The sequence below is a fragment of the Saccharothrix syringae genome (genome assembly GCF_009498035.1).
In the GTDB taxonomy this organism is placed as follows: domain Bacteria; phylum Actinomycetota; class Actinomycetes; order Mycobacteriales; family Pseudonocardiaceae; genus Actinosynnema; species Actinosynnema syringae.
On the sequence record NZ_CP034550.1, the window covers coordinates 10588557 to 10603208 of the forward strand.

Below are 14652 nucleotides of genomic sequence, written 5' to 3' on the forward strand. Positions count from 1 at the left end.
TTCGATCACACGATGGGGTGATCAACTCCAGAACATGTACGAAAACGGGGGGTTCGCGCATCGGTTGAACATGAGGAAACCCCGAGCGACCACCCCTCCGCCCACCACGGACCAGCCCACCCCGTGCCACTGACCACGGACCGGCCGCCCCGCCGAGCAGCAGCCCCACCCCACCCGAACGCCGACCGCCCCCACCCGAGCCGACCGACTCCACCAGAGCCCCACACCAGCCAGCGCCCGCGCCCGCCAACGCGCGCCAGCCAGCCCAACAACCGCAGCCGACCCGGCCGCGGCCAGTCCCACCAGCAGCCACGACCGACCCCAGCCAGCCGGGCTCCGGCCACGACCGGCAGCCGGCGGGCAAGAGGTACCCAGGGGTAGGCCACCCCGCCAGCGGCCGACAGTGGCCGCCGCAACGCGGTTCGTCACCCACGACCCGTTGCCGCCGACCACTTGCCGCCGCCGACCACCCGCCGAGCCCGTCGCTGCCGGCCCTCGTCGTCGCAGCTCAGGCCACCGGAATGGCGACGTCTTCCTCGGTCGCCGCCCCCGTGCCCGTGACCGACGCGGCCACCAGCCCGAGCCGCTGAACGGCGTCCCGCAGGACCTCCGGCGACTGGACGTACGGCAGCCGGAGCCAGCGCTCGAAGCCGCCGTGGGCGCCGAAGCGGGAGCCGGGGGCCAGGCGGAGGCCGTGGTTCTGGGCCACTACCGCTATGCGGGTGCTGACCGGGGCGTCCAGCTCGCACCACACGCTCAAACCGCCGGTCGGGCGGGTGAAGCGCCAGCTCGGGCAGTGCTCGCGCAGGCCGTCCATGAGGACGTCGCGCTGGGACGCCAGGCGGACGCGGCGGTCGCGCAGGGCCGGGTCGGGGTCGGCGAGCAGTTCGGCCAGCACCAGCTGGTCGACCACCGCCGAACCCAGGTCCAGTGCCGTCCGGGTGGAGACCAGGCGGTGGACGACCTCGGGTGACGCCCGGATCCAGCCGATCCGCAGGCCGCCCCAGTGGGACTTGCTGGCCGACCCCAGGGTGATCACCAGGTCTTCGGCGAACGCGGCCATCGGGGGCGGGCCGGCCAGGGGGTCCCCGTCCAGATCGAGTTCGGCGACGGTCTCGTCGACCACCAGCGGGGTCCTGGCGCGGCGGGCGATGTCGGCCAGTTCGGCGCGGCCGGCGGCGTCCAGGCGGTGGGCGGTGGGGTTGTGGAAGTCCAGCACCAGGTACGCCATCCGGGGCGCGGCCTGGCGGAGGGCGGCGGCGATGCCGGGGAGGTCCCAGCCGGTGTCGGTCATGGCCACCGGGACCGGGATGGCGGAGACGGCCTTGATCGCGTCCAGGGCGTTGGGGTAGCTCGGCTGCTCGACCAGCACCCGGTCGCCCGGTCCGGTGAGCAGCCGGAGGGTCATGGCCAGGGCGTGCTGGGCGCCGCTGGTGATCACGATCTGGTCGGGTGACGTGGGCAGGCCGCGGGCCGCGTAGCGGTCGGCCACGCGTTGGCGCAGGTCGGGGTGCCCGTGCTCGTAGTAGCCGTGGTCGGCGAGGTGCTCGGGCAGGCGGCGGCGGACGGTGTCGAAGGCTTCCAGCACGCCCGGCAGGGCCGGGGGTGCCGCGCGAGCGAAGTCGATCATGCTGTGGCCGACCAGCGGGGTGTCCGGGGTGATCCCGAGCGTCCCGGTCGGCAGGCTGATCCACGACCCGGCGCCGCGGCGGCTGGCGACCAGACCCTCGGACCTCAGCTGGTCCAGCGCCGCGGTGATCATGGTGCGGCTGACCGGCAGGGCCTCGGCCAGTTCGCGCTCGGCGGGCAGGCGCGTGCCGGCGGGCAGGCGGCCGTCCAGCACGAGCAGGCGGATGGCGGCGGCCAGGTCCGCCGAGCCCTGGCGCGCACCGCGGCGGCGCCACTCGCCGAGCAGGTGGGCCAGTCTGAAACCGGATATCCGTCCCCCAGGCACCGTCATGTGGCCAATTATTGTGCATTGGCTCTGGAATACAAGGCCAATGGCCACGAAGGATGGCCACATGCTCGCCGCCCTCACCCAGGTCCCCGTCCGCGTGTCGCCGCTGCGCCGCCTCCCCCAGCTCCTCGCCGGGCTGTGGCTCTACGGCGCGAGCATGGCCCTGCAGATCCGCGCGGCCCTGGGCCTGGACCCGTGGGACGTGCTGCACGAGGGCCTGACCAGGATCACCGGCCTGTCCTTCGGCACGGTCACCGCCGCGGTCGGCCTGCTGGTCCTGCTCTGCTGGATCCCCCTCGGGCAGCGCCCCGGCGTCGGCACGGTCGCGAACGTCGTCGTCATCGGCGTCGCGGTGGACGTGACCCTCGCCCTGCTGCCGTCCCCGGCCGACCTGCTCCCGCGCGCCCTGTTCCTGACCGCGGGCATCGTGCTGAACGGCCTGGCCGCCGCCGTCTACATCGGCGCCCGGCTGGGCCCCGGCCCGCGCGACGGCCTGACGACCGGGTTCTGCGCGCGGACCGGGACCTCGTTGCGCCTGGTGCGCACGGTCGTGGAGCTGGCCGTGCTGCTCGCGGGCTGGTCGCTGGGCGGCACGATCGGCGTGGGCACCGTCCTGTACGCCGTCGCCATCGGCCCGCTGACCCAGGCGTTCCTCCCCCTGGTCACGTGGACCGGCTCGCGACCCGCCTCCTGAGCTCGGTGTAGCTCACGCCGCGCGCCTCCAGCACCTCGGCCACCAGCCCGCGCTGGGCCAGCAGCGCCAGCAGCACGTGCTCCTGGCGCAGCTGGTTGTCGCCGAGGTCGCGCGCCTCGACCAGGCTGCGCTCCAGCGTCTTCTTCGCCGCCGCGGTGAACGGCAGGTGGTTGCCGAAGAACCTGCGCCTGCGCCGGGGTGCCGCGGCCAGGGCGCCCTCGCCGTGCGCGCGTTCGACCGACGCCACGATCTGGTCGACGTCGATGCCGAGCCGGCGCAGCGCGTCGGCGTCGGCCTCGCTGAGCCCGCCCTTGCGGCGGGCGGCGGCGAACGCCTCGACCACCTCGTCGCGCGGCAGGTCGAACCCGGCCAGCACGGGCGCGTCGAGCAGCGCCAGCGCCAGGTGCTCCGGCCCGATCTCGGGCGCGTCCAGGCGCTCGGCCTCCGCGACGGCGTCGTGCACCGCCTGCCGGGCCTCCCTGGTGAACCGTTCCGCGATCATCGTCCTCCCCCGTGCTTCTTGTGGACGGCCTGCCGGGTGACCCCCAGCTCGGCCGCGATCTCCTGCCACGACCACCCGCGGGCGCGGGCGTTGCGCACCTGGACCGCTTCGAGCGTCTCCAGCAGCCGGCGCAACGCGCTGACCGCGCGGAGCCCGACCCTGGGGTCCTGGTCGCCCGCCGCCGAGGCGAGTTCGGTTGCCTCCGTCATGCCGTCAACTTTGGTTGACAACCCGACTCTTGTCAACCCAGGTTGACGGCAGGGTCGACGACCCCGTCGTGGGCGTCGGGGATCGCGAAGAAAGGCGGGCGGCATTCACCCGGCCGGGAAGTGATTCAAATCTCACGAGGCGCCGAAAAGTCGGCGACCGATCGCGGTCGCGCAAAGGCGGGAAAAGAAGAAAGCCCCTCGCGGTCTCGCGAGGGGCTTTCTTCGAGCTGTGGTGGCCAGGGGCGGGGTCGAACCGCCGACCTACCGCTTTTCAGGCGGTCGCTCGTACCAACTGAGCTACCTGGCCAGGTAGGGCCCGGCCGTGCAGCCGAACTACCTTGCGACCCAGACGGGACTTGAACCCGCGACCTTCGCCGTGACAGGGCGACGCGCTAACCAACTGCGCCACTGGGCCTTGCTGTACTGCGTTGTTGCTCATCCTACTGTACTACGTGCCCCCAACGGGATTCGAACCCGCGCTACCGCCTTGAAAGGGCGGGGTCCTAGGCCGCTAGACGATGGGGACCAGTTCCTCCAGCAGCCCTTGGGCCACCTTCTTCCCAGGCCCTCCACGCTGTCCGGTGGAAGCATCGTAAGCATAGGGCACAGGTGCCCACACCTCCAAAACGGGGGTGGCACTTCTGTGTTGACCTGCGCGATCAGTCCGCGCGCCGCCGGGAAAAGGGGGCGCTCGGCGGTCCGGTCGGCACCCGCGGGCACCGACCGGACCGGACCACTAGCGCTGAACGGGCGGCGGACCCCCGTCCTCACCCGGTGACAGCCCGAGCATGTCGAGCAGCAACCGGCAGTCCTCGGCGCTGGTGGCACCCCGCGCGACCGACAGCCGCGCCCGGTGCACCTGGTCGTCCGAGATCCGCGATGGTTCACCGGTCCGCTGGGCGGGCACCCCACCGCCGCCCGGCCTGGACATGATGTCGTCCTGGTTCCACAGGAACTGACGTACTTCTAGGGACCCGCTCATGACGCCTCCCCGACTTGAGGTTGGCGCGAGGCTAAGCGAGCCCGTCGAACCGCCGCAGCCCCCCGCAGAGTGATTCGGGGGCGACGCAGCGTCACTTTCCGTGTAGGCCACTTGGTGTCAAGCGCCGCGTGATGTGCTTGACGCGAACGAGGAGGGTGGATCCCATGACCGAACCGGTACCGGAGCGGGCGTCGGCGGACGCAGCAGCCGGAGCACCACCGACCGCAGGCCCGCACGCGGCGGGACAGCGGGCGGCCGAACAGCCCAGCGCGCCTCCCGAGCCGGGAAGCGACGACCGGGCCGACACCGAGCGCGACGACCGGGGCGGCGCCGGGGCCGGCACCGAACCGCCGCCGGGCACGACCGGCGCCGCCCAGGCCGCCCCCGTCGAACAGCCGCCGACCGGTGGACGGCCGACCGGGGAACGGCAAGCCGGGGAACGGCCGGCCGGCGAACAGCCCGGGGAGCAGCCGACCGGGGAGCAGCCCGGGTTCGACTTCGCGGCGTTCGCCCAGGCCGCCGCCGCGGGCAACCCCCGGGACGCGGTCGGCAGCCTCTCCCTGGCTGCCATCGAGGCGGACATCGACCGCCTGATGACCGAGAAGATGAGCGAGCTGGACGGCATGCTCGCGGGCCTGGAGGAGCTGGTCGAGCGCCTGGAGGGGGAGATCACGCAGCTGGAGCCCCCGACCGACGACAACCCTACCCCCTAGGGGTATCCTCCCGATTCCACCCCGAGAGGGGTGAGAGGCCCGTGTCGTTCACCAGCACCCACTCCGTCACCGGCATGACCTGCGGCCACCGCGCCGGCTCCGCGACCGGGGAGCTGTCCCGCCACGAGGTGGGTGCCGCCGTCACCGAGGCGGGCCACCGACCGGCGTGAGCGCGGCGGGCCGGGCCCCCGGCCCGCACCACTAACACGTTCGTGGTGGCCGGCAGCCCGCGCCCGCGCGGCGCGAAGGCATCGGTTGGCTGAAATTTCGCTCCAACCCACTCCCCAGGTCCGGGTGCGCGTGCAACAATCCGATTTGCTGACACACCCCCGGTCAGCGCCTGTGGAGATCCCCTCCGGCCCCCGCGTTCCTCCCCCTGGCGCGGGGGCCTCTCCATGCACACATCTGTGACCCACGCCACACTTTGTCGCGGTCCGCAATCCAACCGTTATCGTGGCCCGGTGCCTCTTGGATCGCTTGGACGCTCGAAGTTGGGCCGGCATCGCCCGCCGCAGCGTGAACAGGAAGAACTCCTGCCCGACGAGGAGCTGGAGTCCTACCTCGCGGCGCTCGCACCGGAAACCGCGGACCCCGAGACCACCGGGTCCGGCGGCAGCTTCGGCAACGCGCAGGTCTACCAGCTCCGCCTCCAGCTGATGGCGAACGAGCAGCTGAAGGAGCTGGCCGCCGAGCGGCAGACCTCCCCGCAGGCGCTGGCCACCGAGTGGGTCATGCAGCGGCTGGAGTGGGAAGCCCGCCAGCGCGGCTTCTAGGGCGTACCCCCGAACACCACGCGGGCCCCCGACCGGAAACCGGTCGGGGGCCCGCGCCACGTCCGCGCCTACTTCAGAGCTTGCGCACGTTCTGGGCCTGCGGACCCTTCGTGCCCTGGCCGATCTCGAACTCGACCCGCTGGTTCTCCTCCAGGGTCCGGAAGCCCTGGCCCTGGATCTCCGAGTAGTGGACGAAGACGTCCGGACCGCCGTTCTCCTGGGCGATGAAGCCGAAGCCCTTCTCGGAGTTGAACCACTTGACAGTGCCCAGTGCCATGTACCTGCCTCCATCGCAGGGAAGCTTGGGGCTGCACCGTGCAACCCCGGCCGTACCGGGGCGCTTCCCCCCGCTACCTCAAGCGGGGACGGCACGCCCGCGCCTCGTTCCGCGAGCGTGAGACACGAACACAGAAACCACGGCCTGCACGGGCGAGCGTATCGGGTGGCGGCACCCCAGCACTACCACCGCGTGGTCATCGCTCCACCCCCGGTCTACTCCTCGGTCACCTCGGGCGGCTCGGGCAGCTCCAGCTCAGACTGGCCGATGTTGCGCTCCAGCGCGGCGCGCCACTCGCCGGTGTCGACCATCTTCCGGATGGCGGCGTTGACCGCCGCCCGGCCCTCGGCGTCGTCCTTGGCCAGGCCGATGCCGTACCGCTCGGTGGTGAACGGCTCGCCGACGAGCTTGAGCAGCTCGGGGTTCTCGGCGACGTAGCCCGCGAGGATCACCTCGTCGGTGGTGACCGCGTCCACGTTGCCCGCCAGCAGCGCGATGACGCAGTCGGAGTACTGGCCGTACTCGACCAGGTGCACGCCCTGCGCGAACTCGTCCTTGACCCGCTGCGCGGAGGTCGAGCCGCTGACCGAGCACAGCCGCCGGCCGTTGAGGGTCTCCGGGCCGGTGATGTCGGTGTCGCTGAAGCGGGCCAGGATGCCCTGCCCCGTCTGGAAGTACGGGCCGGCGAAGGAGACCTGCTCCTTGCGCTTGTCGGTGATCGAGTAGGTGGCGACGACGAAGTCGACCTGGCCCTCGGCGATCAGCCGCTCCCGGTCGGCGGAGCGGGCCTCCTTCCAGGTGATGCCGGACTCCTCGACGCCGAGCTGGGCGGCGACGTACTTGGCGACGTCGACGTCGAAGCCGACGAACTTGCCGTCGAGCCGGCGCTGGGCCATCCCCGGCTGGTCGAACCGGATGCCGACGGTGAGCGAGCCGTCGTCGGCCTTGCCCTTCAGGGTGTCCTCGGCCGCACCCCCGCAGGCGGCGGTGAGGAGCAGGGCCACCGCCAGCGCGGACGCGGGCAGCAGTCGTCGGAAAGGCATGAGCTGCGAACCTCTCGGGTGCTCGGGAACGCTCGGGGCCCCGGCGCGGGTCGACGCGCGGGCCGTTATTCATGCTAAGCAAACCGATTGAGACGTCTTATGCGACGAAGGTCGCAGCCAAGGTGCCACCTGGTCCTTTGACACCGGGTGGATGTGTGATCCCTATGACGGCAGCAGCGCGCGGCGGGGCGTGGCGGCGCGGCCGAGGCGGCGGACGGCGTCGTTGACGTGGCCCTCGGGCACGCTCCAGCGCACCGGCGCCGGTACCAGCAGGGCGGCGGCGCGGACGGCGCGCAGCAACGCCGTGGCGGCCGGCGCGGGGTACGGGCGGTGGCCGTGCAGCGCGATCGCCCACGGCGGCAGCAGCGCGTACGCCAGCCGGCCCACCAGCGGTTCGTAGACGCCGAGGCCGTGGCGCAGCGGGCCGGTCAGCGGCGGGCGGAGCAGGAACCGGCGCACCACCTCGGAGTCCGCGGTGCGCCGCAGCCCGGGGAGCACGCCGGCGAAGTAGTCGGCCACCTCCCGGGCGCTGCCGGGCACCTCGTCCTCGCGCAGGCCGACGAGGGCGGCGGTGCGGCGCTGCTCGTCGTAGTAGCGGTCGACCTGGGCGTCGGTCAGGGCGTAGCCGGCCCGGCGCACGACCGTGACGAAGGAGTGCACCTCGGCGACGTGCACCCACAGCAGCAGTTCCGGGTCGTCGACGCGGAACGCGCGGCCGGCGGCGTCCCTGGCGCGTAACGAGCGGTGCAAACCGCGCACGCGGGCCGCGGCGGCGTGCACCCGGTCGGTCGGGCCGTAGCTGGTCACGCCGACGAAGCTCGCGGTGCGGCGCAGGCGGCCCAGCGGGTCGCGCCGGAAGTCCGAGTTCTGCACCACGCCGGCGACCGCGCGGGGGTGCAGCGCCTGGAGGTGGAGGCCGGAGATGCCCGCGACCCACATCGCCGGGTCGGCGTGGAGCTGCCAGGTCACCGTGCCGGGGCCCAGGAGTCCGACGTCCACGCGCCCGATCGTGGCACGGGCGCCGGCGCGGGTCCATGATGGGGACCGTGGACCTCGACGCAGCCCGCGAGTTCATCCGCCGCAACCCCCGCGCCGTGCTGTCGGCGCGCCGGTCGGACGGGTCACCGCAGATGTCGCCCGTGCTCGCCACCGTGGACGACGAGGGGCGCGTGGTGATCAGCACCCGGGAGACCGCGTACAAGGTGCGGCAGGTCCGCCGCGACCCGCGCGTGGCCCTGTGCTTCTTCACCGAGGGCTTCTTCGGCGACTGGCTGCAGGTGGAGGGCACGGCGACCGTGCTGTCGCTGCCCGAGGCGATGGAACCGCTGGTCGACCTGTACCGGCGGATCTCCGGCGAGCACCGGGACTGGGACGAGTACCGGGCCGCCATGGTGGCCGAGAAGCGGGTGGTCCTGCGGGTCGTCCTGGAGCGCGCGGGCCCGGACGTCAGCGGCTGACCGGCACTCACCCGAACGGGCTGCGGCGTAACGGTTTCCGGCGCCGGAGCGATTCCACGTGACACCGTGGAGCGTGGGGTCGGGTGCAGGGATGAGCAGTGGCAGGGGGACCGCCTTCGCCGGCGCCGCGCTCGCGCTGGCGACCTGCGCGGTCGTGGCCGTGGTGCTGGCGGTCGACGAACCGCGGCCGGTCGACGTCCGCCGGGTCGACCTCAGCCCGGTCGAGCCGGGCGTGCTCAGCGCCACCTACACCACGACCGTGGCGGTGCAGCGGTCCACCACGCCGCTGGAGGTCCTGGCACCGCCGCCCCTGCGGCCCGCGCCCGCGCCGCCGGTCACGACCACCACCGGCACCACCACCACCGAGCCGCCGCCACCGCCGCCCACGACCGGGGTGACGACCACGACGCCCACCACCACGGCCGCGCGCCACCCCTGGAGCTGCCACCCCTCGTACGAGGCCGACGGCGCCTGCGTGCCCCTGCGCTTCCCCCGCCACGTCCGGCGGCACTGCGAGTGGCTGCGCGCCCTCGGCGTGACCGGGATCCGCGTGGTCGGCCCGGACCACCACCACCTGGACGCCGACCACGACGGCCGCGCCTGCGAATCCCGTCAGTAGAGGAGCAGGCCGGACACGCGGGTGAGCGGGTTGCCCGCGTAGCTGATCACGGCGCCGTCCTCGACCGGCATGGCGCGGATGCTCATGCCCGCGAACCCGGCGTCGGTGAAGAACCAGCCCCACGTGGTCACCCACGGCCGGTCGTCGCCGGGCACCACGTCCGTCGTGGGCCGCACGCGTTCCTGCACCACGTAAGGCTGCCCGGCGACGTCGTCGAGCAGGTCGGCCCACTCCCGGTCGGTGAGCAGCCAGCCCGGGTGGATGCCGGTGCCCGCGAACTCGCCCGCCGCCTTGACGATCAGGTCCTCCCGCTTGGCCCGGACCTCGTCGCGCGGCACGTCCCGGAGGTACCGGGTCCACGGCAGCAGCTTGTCGACCAGGGCCCGCTCGGCGTCGGTCAGCTCCGCGCGGCGCTCCGACAGCAGGGCGAGCGTGGACTTGTTGCCGTAGTAGTAGGAAGACAGCGGCGTGTACAGCTCGGTCTTGTGGCCCTTGGTGAGCAGGTCGGCGTACTTGACGGCCTGCTTGGCGGAGAAGTAGCGGATCACCGCGTCCAGCCTGGTGCCGCCGAGGTGGAGGTGGCCGTTGCGCTCGGTCACCTCGTGCAGCTCGCCGAGCAGGACGTCCACGCCCTGGCGCGCGCATGCCTCCCGGAAGCTGGCGAACCCCCTGGCGAAGCGGGTGAGCATGCCGCCCTCCTCCAGGAAGGCGATGGTGCGGTCCCGGCCGACGGCGTCGAGCAGCTTCTCGATCGGGTTGACGTGGCGCAGCCCGTGCGCGTCCGCGAACGGCTCGAACTCCGGGGTCTCCCGGATGACCCGGGCCAGCTCGCCCAGGTCCGGGCCGCCGAGCTGCGAACCGGCGTTGACCTCCAGCAGCCGGAAGCGGTCGCCGTCGCGGTAGATGTCCGCGCGGCCGTGCAGGGGTGGCCGGTCGGCGCTCATCAGCGCCGCCTCCTCCGGCGGCAGGCCCAGCGCGGCGGCGAAGTCCTTGAAGCTGCCGTTGAAGAACCGCCGCGGCAGGGTGAGCAGCAGCTCGAAGAACGCGAGCAGGTCGGCCGCGATCTCGTGCGCGACGGCTTCTTCGAGGAAGAACGGGCGGTTGACCAGCCGGTGCCCGTAGGCGGCTTCGAGGCACGGCGGCAGGTCCAGCCGCCCCATCACGCCGTGCAGGCTCTCGTCGGACAGGTACGCCTGCGTCACGCGATCGGTCAAGGCAGCTCCTCCGGTGGTGGTCGGGCCACATGATGTCGGAGCGGTCGGTCGCCGAGAATCCCCCGAAGTGCCGTGCGGATCACCTGTTCCTGGTGGAGATCGGGCCGGAAGTCGGTTCGCGGCCCGTCGACCGCGGCCCCGGGGGCGGCGGTCGGGTCCGGGCGGCCGGGGGCGGTGACCAGCGGCGGCGACCGCCTGCCGGGCCCGCTCGACGTGCCCGCGCCGCTCCGGCCGGTGGGCGACCTCCGGAGGCGGGGCGGGGGTGGCGGCCCGCTCCCCGACCGGTTCGGTGACGAGCCCCGCCCACGGCCCGGTTGTCGTTGCGGCTCAACGGGGTCGGCGCCCGCCTCCCCCGGTCGCCCGCCTCTCCGGTTCAGCGCGGCACGCGCGCCGACTTCTCCCCGCGCCGCGCGGACGGCGGCGGCACCACCGGCCCGATGTCGCCGTCCGGCGCCTCGTCCAGGTCCACGAACACCGGCGCGTGGTCGCTGGGCCCGGCGGTCTTCGGTTCGGCGGCCTTCGACCCGGCGCTCTTGCGCGCCTGCCGGTCCACCCAGGCGGCCTCGACCCGCGCCGCCACCGGCCCGGAGGCCAGGACCAGGTCGATGCGCATGCCGAGGTCGCGCTGGAACATGGCGGCGCGGTAGTCCCAGTAGGTGAAGACCCGCTCGGCGGGCCACCGGTCCCGCACCACGTCCCGCAGCCCGAGCGCGTGGAACTCCGCCAGCGCCGCCCGCTCCGCGTCGGTGACGTGCGTGTGCCCGGCGAAGGCTGCCGGGTCGAACACGTCGGCGTCCGCGGGGGCGATGTTGACGTCCCCGCACACCAGCACGTCCTCCGGCCCGGCGGCCACGACGTCCCGGAGCGCCTTCAACCACTCCAGCTTGTACCGGTAGTGGTCGGACCCCACCTCGCGCCCGTTGGGCACGTAGACGGAGTGCACCCGCACCCCGCCGCAGGTGGCGGCCACCGCACGGGCCTCCTGGTCGGGGAAGCCCGGCCCGTCCACGAGCCCCTTCTCGACGTCCGCCAGCCCGACCCGGGAGAGGATCGCCACCCCGTTCCACTGGGCCTGCCCGTGCACCGCGGCCTCGTAGCCCCTGGCGGCCAACTCCGCACCGAGCAGGGCCTCGAACGCCTCGTCGGTCACCTTGAGCTCCTGCAGGCACACCACGTCGGGCCGCCGCTCGTCCAACCACGGCAACAACCGGGGCACCCGCTGCTTGACCGAGTTCACGTTCCAGGTAGCCACGCGCACCGAACCACCGTAGTGCGGCGGGCCCCGTCGTGCCGGTCACGGGCCGCTGCCGGCGCGGCTCCGCGGACGTTCCGCCCGAGGGTCGCGACGAGGCCGGTCCGACCGCGCGGCGGATCGCCGACATCCTCGGTCGCTCCCGGCCGTCGATGACGCGGGACGGCTGCACGGGGCGGCGCTCGCCGGGGTGGATGCGCTCACGGCCGTGATCAGCGAAACAGCGCCCAATTCCGGGAGTAAAACGGGGCTTTGATCTTGAAATACTGAACCCCCAGGCCGCTGACCTGGGGGTTTGGTGGGCCGCCAGGGGCTCGAACCCTGAACCCGCGGATTAAAAGTCCGCTGCTCTGCCAGTTGAGCTAGCGGCCCGCGGTCAAGGCTAGTGGACGGTGGCGGGTTCGATCGACGGTGGTTGCGGCGTGGCGCACGCCACACCGGCGTCAAGGCGGCGACAGGATCGCGGACCCGCGCGTCAGGTCCGCGTCCCCGGCGGGGTCGGTCCGGGATCGCGGGGGTTGTGCTGGCGGCATGACGTTGAGCGAGCTGTTGCCCTCCCTGGGGGCGTCGTTGCCGGCCACGCCCGACCCGCGGCTGTGGCCCGCCGCCCTGTCCGACGAGGTGCTGGTCCGGATCGCCGCGACCTTCGGCACTCCCACCTACGTGTTGAGCGAGGACGACGTCCGCGCCCAGTGCCGCAGGTTCCGCGCCGCGCTGCCGGGGGTCGAGGTCGCCTACGCGAGCAAGGCCCTGACCTGCCGCGCCGTGTTGCGGTGGGTCCGGGAGGAGGGGCTGTCGCTGGACGTGTGCTCGGCCGGGGAGCTGGCCGTCGCGCGGGCCGCGGGGTTCCCGGCCGAGCGCGTCCTGTTCCACGGCAACGCCAAGACGCCCGAGGACTTCAAGGCAATCCGCTCGTGCGGGGTGGGGCGCGTGGTGGTGGACTCGCCCGACGAGCTGGACCACCTGACCGACCAGCGCGTCCTGCTCCGGGTGACGCCGGACGTCGCGGCCGACACCCACCCGGCCCTGGCCACCGGGGTGAGCGGGCAGAAGTTCGGCATGGACGAGGCCGACCTGGCCTCGGCGGTGCGCCGGCTGGCCGGACGGCCCGACCTCGCCTTCGCGGGGCTGCACTGCCACATCGGCTCGCAGGTCCGCCACGTCGCCACGTTCGAGCGGGCGGCGCGCCGGATGGTCGAGGTCGTCGCCCGCTGCCCGCTGCCGGTCGCGGAACTGGACCTCGGTGGCGGGTTCGGGGTCCCGTACACGCCCGAGGAGCCCGACTTCGACCTCACCGGCTACGCCGACCGCATCACCCGCGCCCTGCACTACGAGTGCGCGCGGCACCGCGTGCGGCCGCCCCGGGTGGTGGTCGAGCCCGGTCGGGCCATCGTCGCGCGGGCCGGGGTGACGGTCTACCGGGTCACGAGCGTGAAGCACTCGTTCGTGGCGGTTGACGGCGGCATGAGCGACAACGCCCGCCCCGCGCTCTACCAGGCCCGCTACGCGCCGCGCCTGCTGCGCCGCGGCGGGCGCACGCGCCGGGTGACCGTGGTCGGCAGGCACTGCGAGGCGGGTGACGTGCTCGCCCGGGACGTCCCGCTGCCCGGGGACGTCCACCCCGGCGACCTGCTGGCCGTCCCCGTCACCGGCGCCTACCACCACTCGCTGGCCTCGAACTACAACCAGGTGGGGCGCCCGGCGCTGGTCGGCGTGCGGGACGGCGCGACGTCCCTGCTGGTGCGCGCCGAGGCCGAGGACGACCTGCTGCGCCGGGACGTCGGCTGAAGACCACCGGAACGTGTGACGTCGCTGGAATGTCACCGCACCGCCGGTTAAGCAGGTCGCATGCACCTCGCCCTGGCCCTCGCCCTCGCGGGCGCGCTGCTGCCCGCGTCGTCCGGTGAGCTGATCAGCTACGACCCGCGCGTGCCGCAGGGCGCCCGCGCCACCGTGCTCTCCTCGTCGACCGCGGTCGGCACCCACGTGCTGCTGCACGTGACCGGCCTGCTGCCCAACCGCGACTACGGCGCCCACGCCCACGTGAACCCGTGCGGGCCCGCGCCCGCCGACGCCGGGCCGCACTACCAGCACGTGCCGGGCGGGGCGACCGACCCGGCGTCGGCCAACCCGCGCAACGAGATCTGGCTCGACTTCACCACCGACGCGCGGGGCCGGGGCGTGGCGCGCACGCTGGTGGACTGGCGGTTCGACGAGCGGCGCCCCGGCTCCGTGGTGCTGCACGAGGAGCACACCCACACCGGCCCCGGCGAGGCGGGCACCGCCGGCGCCCGGCTCGGCTGCCTCACCGTGGCCTTCTGACCTGCGCAGACCCGGAATTGTCGTACCCCGCCGGCATGGTGTCCCCATGATCGCGACCACCCGCACCGAGCCGTGGGCCGAGGGGGACCTCGAACTGCTGCGGCGGCTCAACGCACCGGAGATGACCGCGCACCTCGGCGGCCCCGAGACCGAGGACCGGCTCGTCGACCGGCACCGGCGCTACCTCGCGCCCGGCGCCGGCCGGATGTTCCGCGTGGAGGTCGACGGCGTGCCCGCGGGCAGCGTCGGGTACTGGGCGCGGTCGTGGCGGGGCGAGCCGGTGTGGGAGGTCGGGTGGGGCGTCCTGCCGGAGTTCCAGGGTCGCGGGGTGGCCACCGCGGCGGCGCGGGCGGCGGTGGGGTTCGCGCGGGCGGCGGGGGAGCGCCGGTGGGCGCGGGCGTTCCCGTCGGTCGACCACCCGGCGTCCAACGCGGTGTGCCGGCGGGCGGGGTTCACCTTCCTCGGCGAGGTGGACTTCGAGTACCCGCCCGGCTGCCCGATCCGGTGCAACGACTGGGGGGTGGAGCTGTGACCGCATGCTGAGCGGGCGGGGCCCGCGGTCCTGCGCGCCGTGGACGGGGCGGGGATCTTTGCGCTGTGGGTGAAGCAAGGGTCTCCGCGCCGTGGGCGGGGTGGGG

The 14652-nt window shown here is 73.6% G+C and carries 18 protein-coding genes and 4 tRNA genes; 9 read left to right on the forward strand and 13 right to left on the reverse strand.

Translation table 11 applies throughout. From position 1 onward, the window contains the following. Window positions 1-508 precede the first annotated feature (508 nt). Complete coding sequence (gene yczR, locus EKG83_RS45025) at window positions 509-1960, reverse strand: MocR-like transcription factor YczR (protein WP_051764638.1); 1452 nt, start codon at window positions 1958-1960, stop codon at window positions 509-511. A gap of 61 nt (window positions 1961-2021) precedes the next feature. On the opposite strand from yczR, the gene yczE reads away from it, so the two are divergent. Continuing rightward, window positions 2022-2651: a membrane protein YczE gene (yczE, locus tag EKG83_RS45030; RefSeq protein WP_033428439.1), complete on the forward strand. Its 630-nt coding sequence runs from the start codon at window positions 2022-2024 to the stop codon at window positions 2649-2651. Here the strand turns inward: yczE and EKG83_RS45035 are convergent. The 6 genes from EKG83_RS45035 to EKG83_RS45060 form a co-directional block, all read right to left on the reverse strand. After that, window positions 2620-3153: a Clp protease N-terminal domain-containing protein gene (locus EKG83_RS45035; RefSeq protein WP_051764637.1), complete on the reverse strand. Its 534-nt coding sequence runs from the start codon at window positions 3151-3153 to the stop codon at window positions 2620-2622. The genes yczE and EKG83_RS45035 overlap by 32 nt on opposite strands. Further along, window positions 3150-3362: a hypothetical protein gene (locus tag EKG83_RS45040; protein ID WP_033428438.1), complete on the reverse strand. Its 213-nt coding sequence runs from the start codon at window positions 3360-3362 to the stop codon at window positions 3150-3152. The genes EKG83_RS45035 and EKG83_RS45040 overlap by 4 nt, the downstream gene beginning before the upstream one ends. 230 nt (window positions 3363-3592) lie before the next feature. Next, window positions 3593-3669, reverse strand: a tRNA-Phe gene (locus EKG83_RS45045). A 34-nt stretch (window positions 3670-3703) separates the two neighbouring features. Further along, window positions 3704-3777: transfer RNA gene (locus EKG83_RS45050), tRNA-Asp, on the reverse strand. Window positions 3778-3815: 38 nt separating this feature from the next. Beyond that, window positions 3816-3888: transfer RNA gene (locus EKG83_RS45055), tRNA-Glu, on the reverse strand. 210 nt (window positions 3889-4098) lie between these two features. After that, window positions 4099-4344 carry a hypothetical protein gene (locus EKG83_RS45060; RefSeq protein ID WP_033428437.1) on the reverse strand — a complete coding sequence of 82 codons (246 nt, stop codon included), beginning with the start codon at window positions 4342-4344 and terminating at the stop codon, window positions 4099-4101. 164 nt (window positions 4345-4508) lie between these two features. On the opposite strand from EKG83_RS45060, the gene EKG83_RS45065 reads away from it, so the two are divergent. The 3 genes from EKG83_RS45065 (at window position 4509) to EKG83_RS45070 (ending at window position 5830) form a co-directional block, all read left to right on the forward strand. Then, the gene (locus EKG83_RS45065; protein ID WP_051764635.1) at window positions 4509-5057 is read left to right on the forward strand and encodes a hypothetical protein; all 549 of its coding nucleotides are present in this window, start codon (window positions 4509-4511) and stop codon (window positions 5055-5057) included. A 41-nt stretch (window positions 5058-5098) separates the two neighbouring features. Continuing rightward, window positions 5099-5227 carry a hypothetical protein gene (locus EKG83_RS49355; RefSeq protein ID WP_265590310.1) on the forward strand — a complete coding sequence of 43 codons (129 nt, stop codon included), beginning with the start codon at window positions 5099-5101 and terminating at the stop codon, window positions 5225-5227. A gap of 321 nt (window positions 5228-5548) precedes the next feature. Continuing rightward, window positions 5549-5830, forward strand: a complete 282-nt coding sequence (locus tag EKG83_RS45070) for a hypothetical protein (protein ID WP_228122435.1) — start codon at window positions 5549-5551, stop codon at window positions 5828-5830. Between the two features lie 73 nt (window positions 5831-5903). On the opposite strand, the gene EKG83_RS45075 is transcribed toward EKG83_RS45070, so the two are convergent. The 3 genes from EKG83_RS45075 to EKG83_RS45085 all read right to left on the reverse strand — a co-directional run bounded on the left by EKG83_RS45075 (window position 5904) and on the right by EKG83_RS45085 (window position 8149). Next, window positions 5904-6107: a cold-shock protein gene (locus EKG83_RS45075; protein WP_033428435.1), complete on the reverse strand. Its 204-nt coding sequence runs from the start codon at window positions 6105-6107 to the stop codon at window positions 5904-5906. Window positions 6108-6322: 215 nt separating this feature from the next. Continuing rightward, window positions 6323-7150, reverse strand: coding sequence for a glutamate ABC transporter substrate-binding protein (locus EKG83_RS45080; protein ID WP_033428434.1), 828 nt, complete (start codon window positions 7148-7150; stop codon window positions 6323-6325). Between the two features lie 162 nt (window positions 7151-7312). Further along, the gene (locus tag EKG83_RS45085) at window positions 7313-8149 is read right to left on the reverse strand and encodes an oxygenase MpaB family protein (RefSeq protein ID WP_033428433.1); all 837 of its coding nucleotides are present in this window, start codon (window positions 8147-8149) and stop codon (window positions 7313-7315) included. A 38-nt stretch (window positions 8150-8187) separates the two neighbouring features. On the opposite strand from EKG83_RS45085, the gene EKG83_RS45090 reads away from it, so the two are divergent. Next, window positions 8188-8607 (forward strand): PPOX class F420-dependent oxidoreductase, encoded by a 420-nt coding sequence (locus EKG83_RS45090; RefSeq protein WP_211268997.1) that lies wholly within the window; start codon window positions 8188-8190, stop codon window positions 8605-8607. 91 nt (window positions 8608-8698) lie between these two features. Then, window positions 8699-9226, forward strand: a complete 528-nt coding sequence (locus EKG83_RS45095; protein ID WP_033428431.1) for a hypothetical protein — start codon at window positions 8699-8701, stop codon at window positions 9224-9226. Here EKG83_RS45095 and EKG83_RS45100 read toward each other — a convergent pair. The 3 genes from EKG83_RS45100 to EKG83_RS45110 all read right to left on the reverse strand — a co-directional run bounded on the left by EKG83_RS45100 (window position 9220) and on the right by EKG83_RS45110 (window position 12064). Next, window positions 9220-10440 (reverse strand): hypothetical protein, encoded by a 1221-nt coding sequence (locus EKG83_RS45100; RefSeq protein ID WP_153278818.1) that lies wholly within the window; start codon window positions 10438-10440, stop codon window positions 9220-9222. The two genes, EKG83_RS45095 and EKG83_RS45100, sit on opposite strands and share 7 nt — an antisense overlap. Before the next feature lie 373 nt (window positions 10441-10813). Beyond that, window positions 10814-11698 carry an exodeoxyribonuclease III gene (locus EKG83_RS45105; RefSeq protein ID WP_033428429.1) on the reverse strand — a complete coding sequence of 295 codons (885 nt, stop codon included), beginning with the start codon at window positions 11696-11698 and terminating at the stop codon, window positions 10814-10816. A 290-nt stretch (window positions 11699-11988) separates the two neighbouring features. Beyond that, window positions 11989-12064, reverse strand: a tRNA-Lys gene (locus EKG83_RS45110). A gap of 159 nt (window positions 12065-12223) precedes the next feature. Here EKG83_RS45110 and lysA point away from each other — a divergent pair. The 3 genes from lysA to EKG83_RS45125 are packed head-to-tail and all read left to right on the forward strand — an operon-like array spanning window position 12224 to window position 14546. After that, window positions 12224-13480 carry a diaminopimelate decarboxylase gene (gene lysA / locus EKG83_RS45115; protein WP_033428428.1) on the forward strand — a complete coding sequence of 419 codons (1257 nt, stop codon included), beginning with the start codon at window positions 12224-12226 and terminating at the stop codon, window positions 13478-13480. Between the two features lie 60 nt (window positions 13481-13540). Next, window positions 13541-14014: a superoxide dismutase gene (locus tag EKG83_RS45120; RefSeq protein ID WP_033428427.1), complete on the forward strand. Its 474-nt coding sequence runs from the start codon at window positions 13541-13543 to the stop codon at window positions 14012-14014. Between the two features lie 46 nt (window positions 14015-14060). Further along, window positions 14061-14546, forward strand: a complete 486-nt coding sequence (locus tag EKG83_RS45125; RefSeq protein WP_033428426.1) for a GNAT family N-acetyltransferase — start codon at window positions 14061-14063, stop codon at window positions 14544-14546. Window positions 14547-14652 lie beyond the last annotated feature (106 nt).

Coding starts and splice junctions, on each gene's coding strand:
- EKG83_RS45040 (WP_033428438.1), bottom strand. CDS start 3,362: ATGACGGAGGCAACCGAACTCGCCTCGGCGGCGGGCGACCAGGACCCC.
- EKG83_RS45125 (WP_033428426.1), top strand. CDS start 14,061: ATGATCGCGACCACCCGCACCGAGCCGTGGGCCGAGGGGGACCTCGAA.
- yczR (WP_051764638.1), bottom strand. CDS start 1,960: ATGACGGTGCCTGGGGGACGGATATCCGGTTTCAGACTGGCCCACCTG.
- EKG83_RS45035 (WP_051764637.1), bottom strand. CDS start 3,153: ATGATCGCGGAACGGTTCACCAGGGAGGCCCGGCAGGCGGTGCACGAC.
- EKG83_RS45060 (WP_033428437.1), bottom strand. CDS start 4,344: ATGAGCGGGTCCCTAGAAGTACGTCAGTTCCTGTGGAACCAGGACGAC.
- EKG83_RS45065 (WP_051764635.1), top strand. CDS start 4,509: ATGACCGAACCGGTACCGGAGCGGGCGTCGGCGGACGCAGCAGCCGGA.
- EKG83_RS45120 (WP_033428427.1), top strand. CDS start 13,541: ATGCACCTCGCCCTGGCCCTCGCCCTCGCGGGCGCGCTGCTGCCCGCG.
- EKG83_RS45095 (WP_033428431.1), top strand. CDS start 8,699: ATGAGCAGTGGCAGGGGGACCGCCTTCGCCGGCGCCGCGCTCGCGCTG.
- EKG83_RS45090 (WP_211268997.1), top strand. CDS start 8,188: ATGGGGACCGTGGACCTCGACGCAGCCCGCGAGTTCATCCGCCGCAAC.
- EKG83_RS45080 (WP_033428434.1), bottom strand. CDS start 7,150: ATGCCTTTCCGACGACTGCTGCCCGCGTCCGCGCTGGCGGTGGCCCTG.
- yczE (WP_033428439.1), top strand. CDS start 2,022: ATGCTCGCCGCCCTCACCCAGGTCCCCGTCCGCGTGTCGCCGCTGCGC.
- EKG83_RS45075 (WP_033428435.1), bottom strand. CDS start 6,107: ATGGCACTGGGCACTGTCAAGTGGTTCAACTCCGAGAAGGGCTTCGGC.
- lysA (WP_033428428.1), top strand. CDS start 12,224: ATGACGTTGAGCGAGCTGTTGCCCTCCCTGGGGGCGTCGTTGCCGGCC.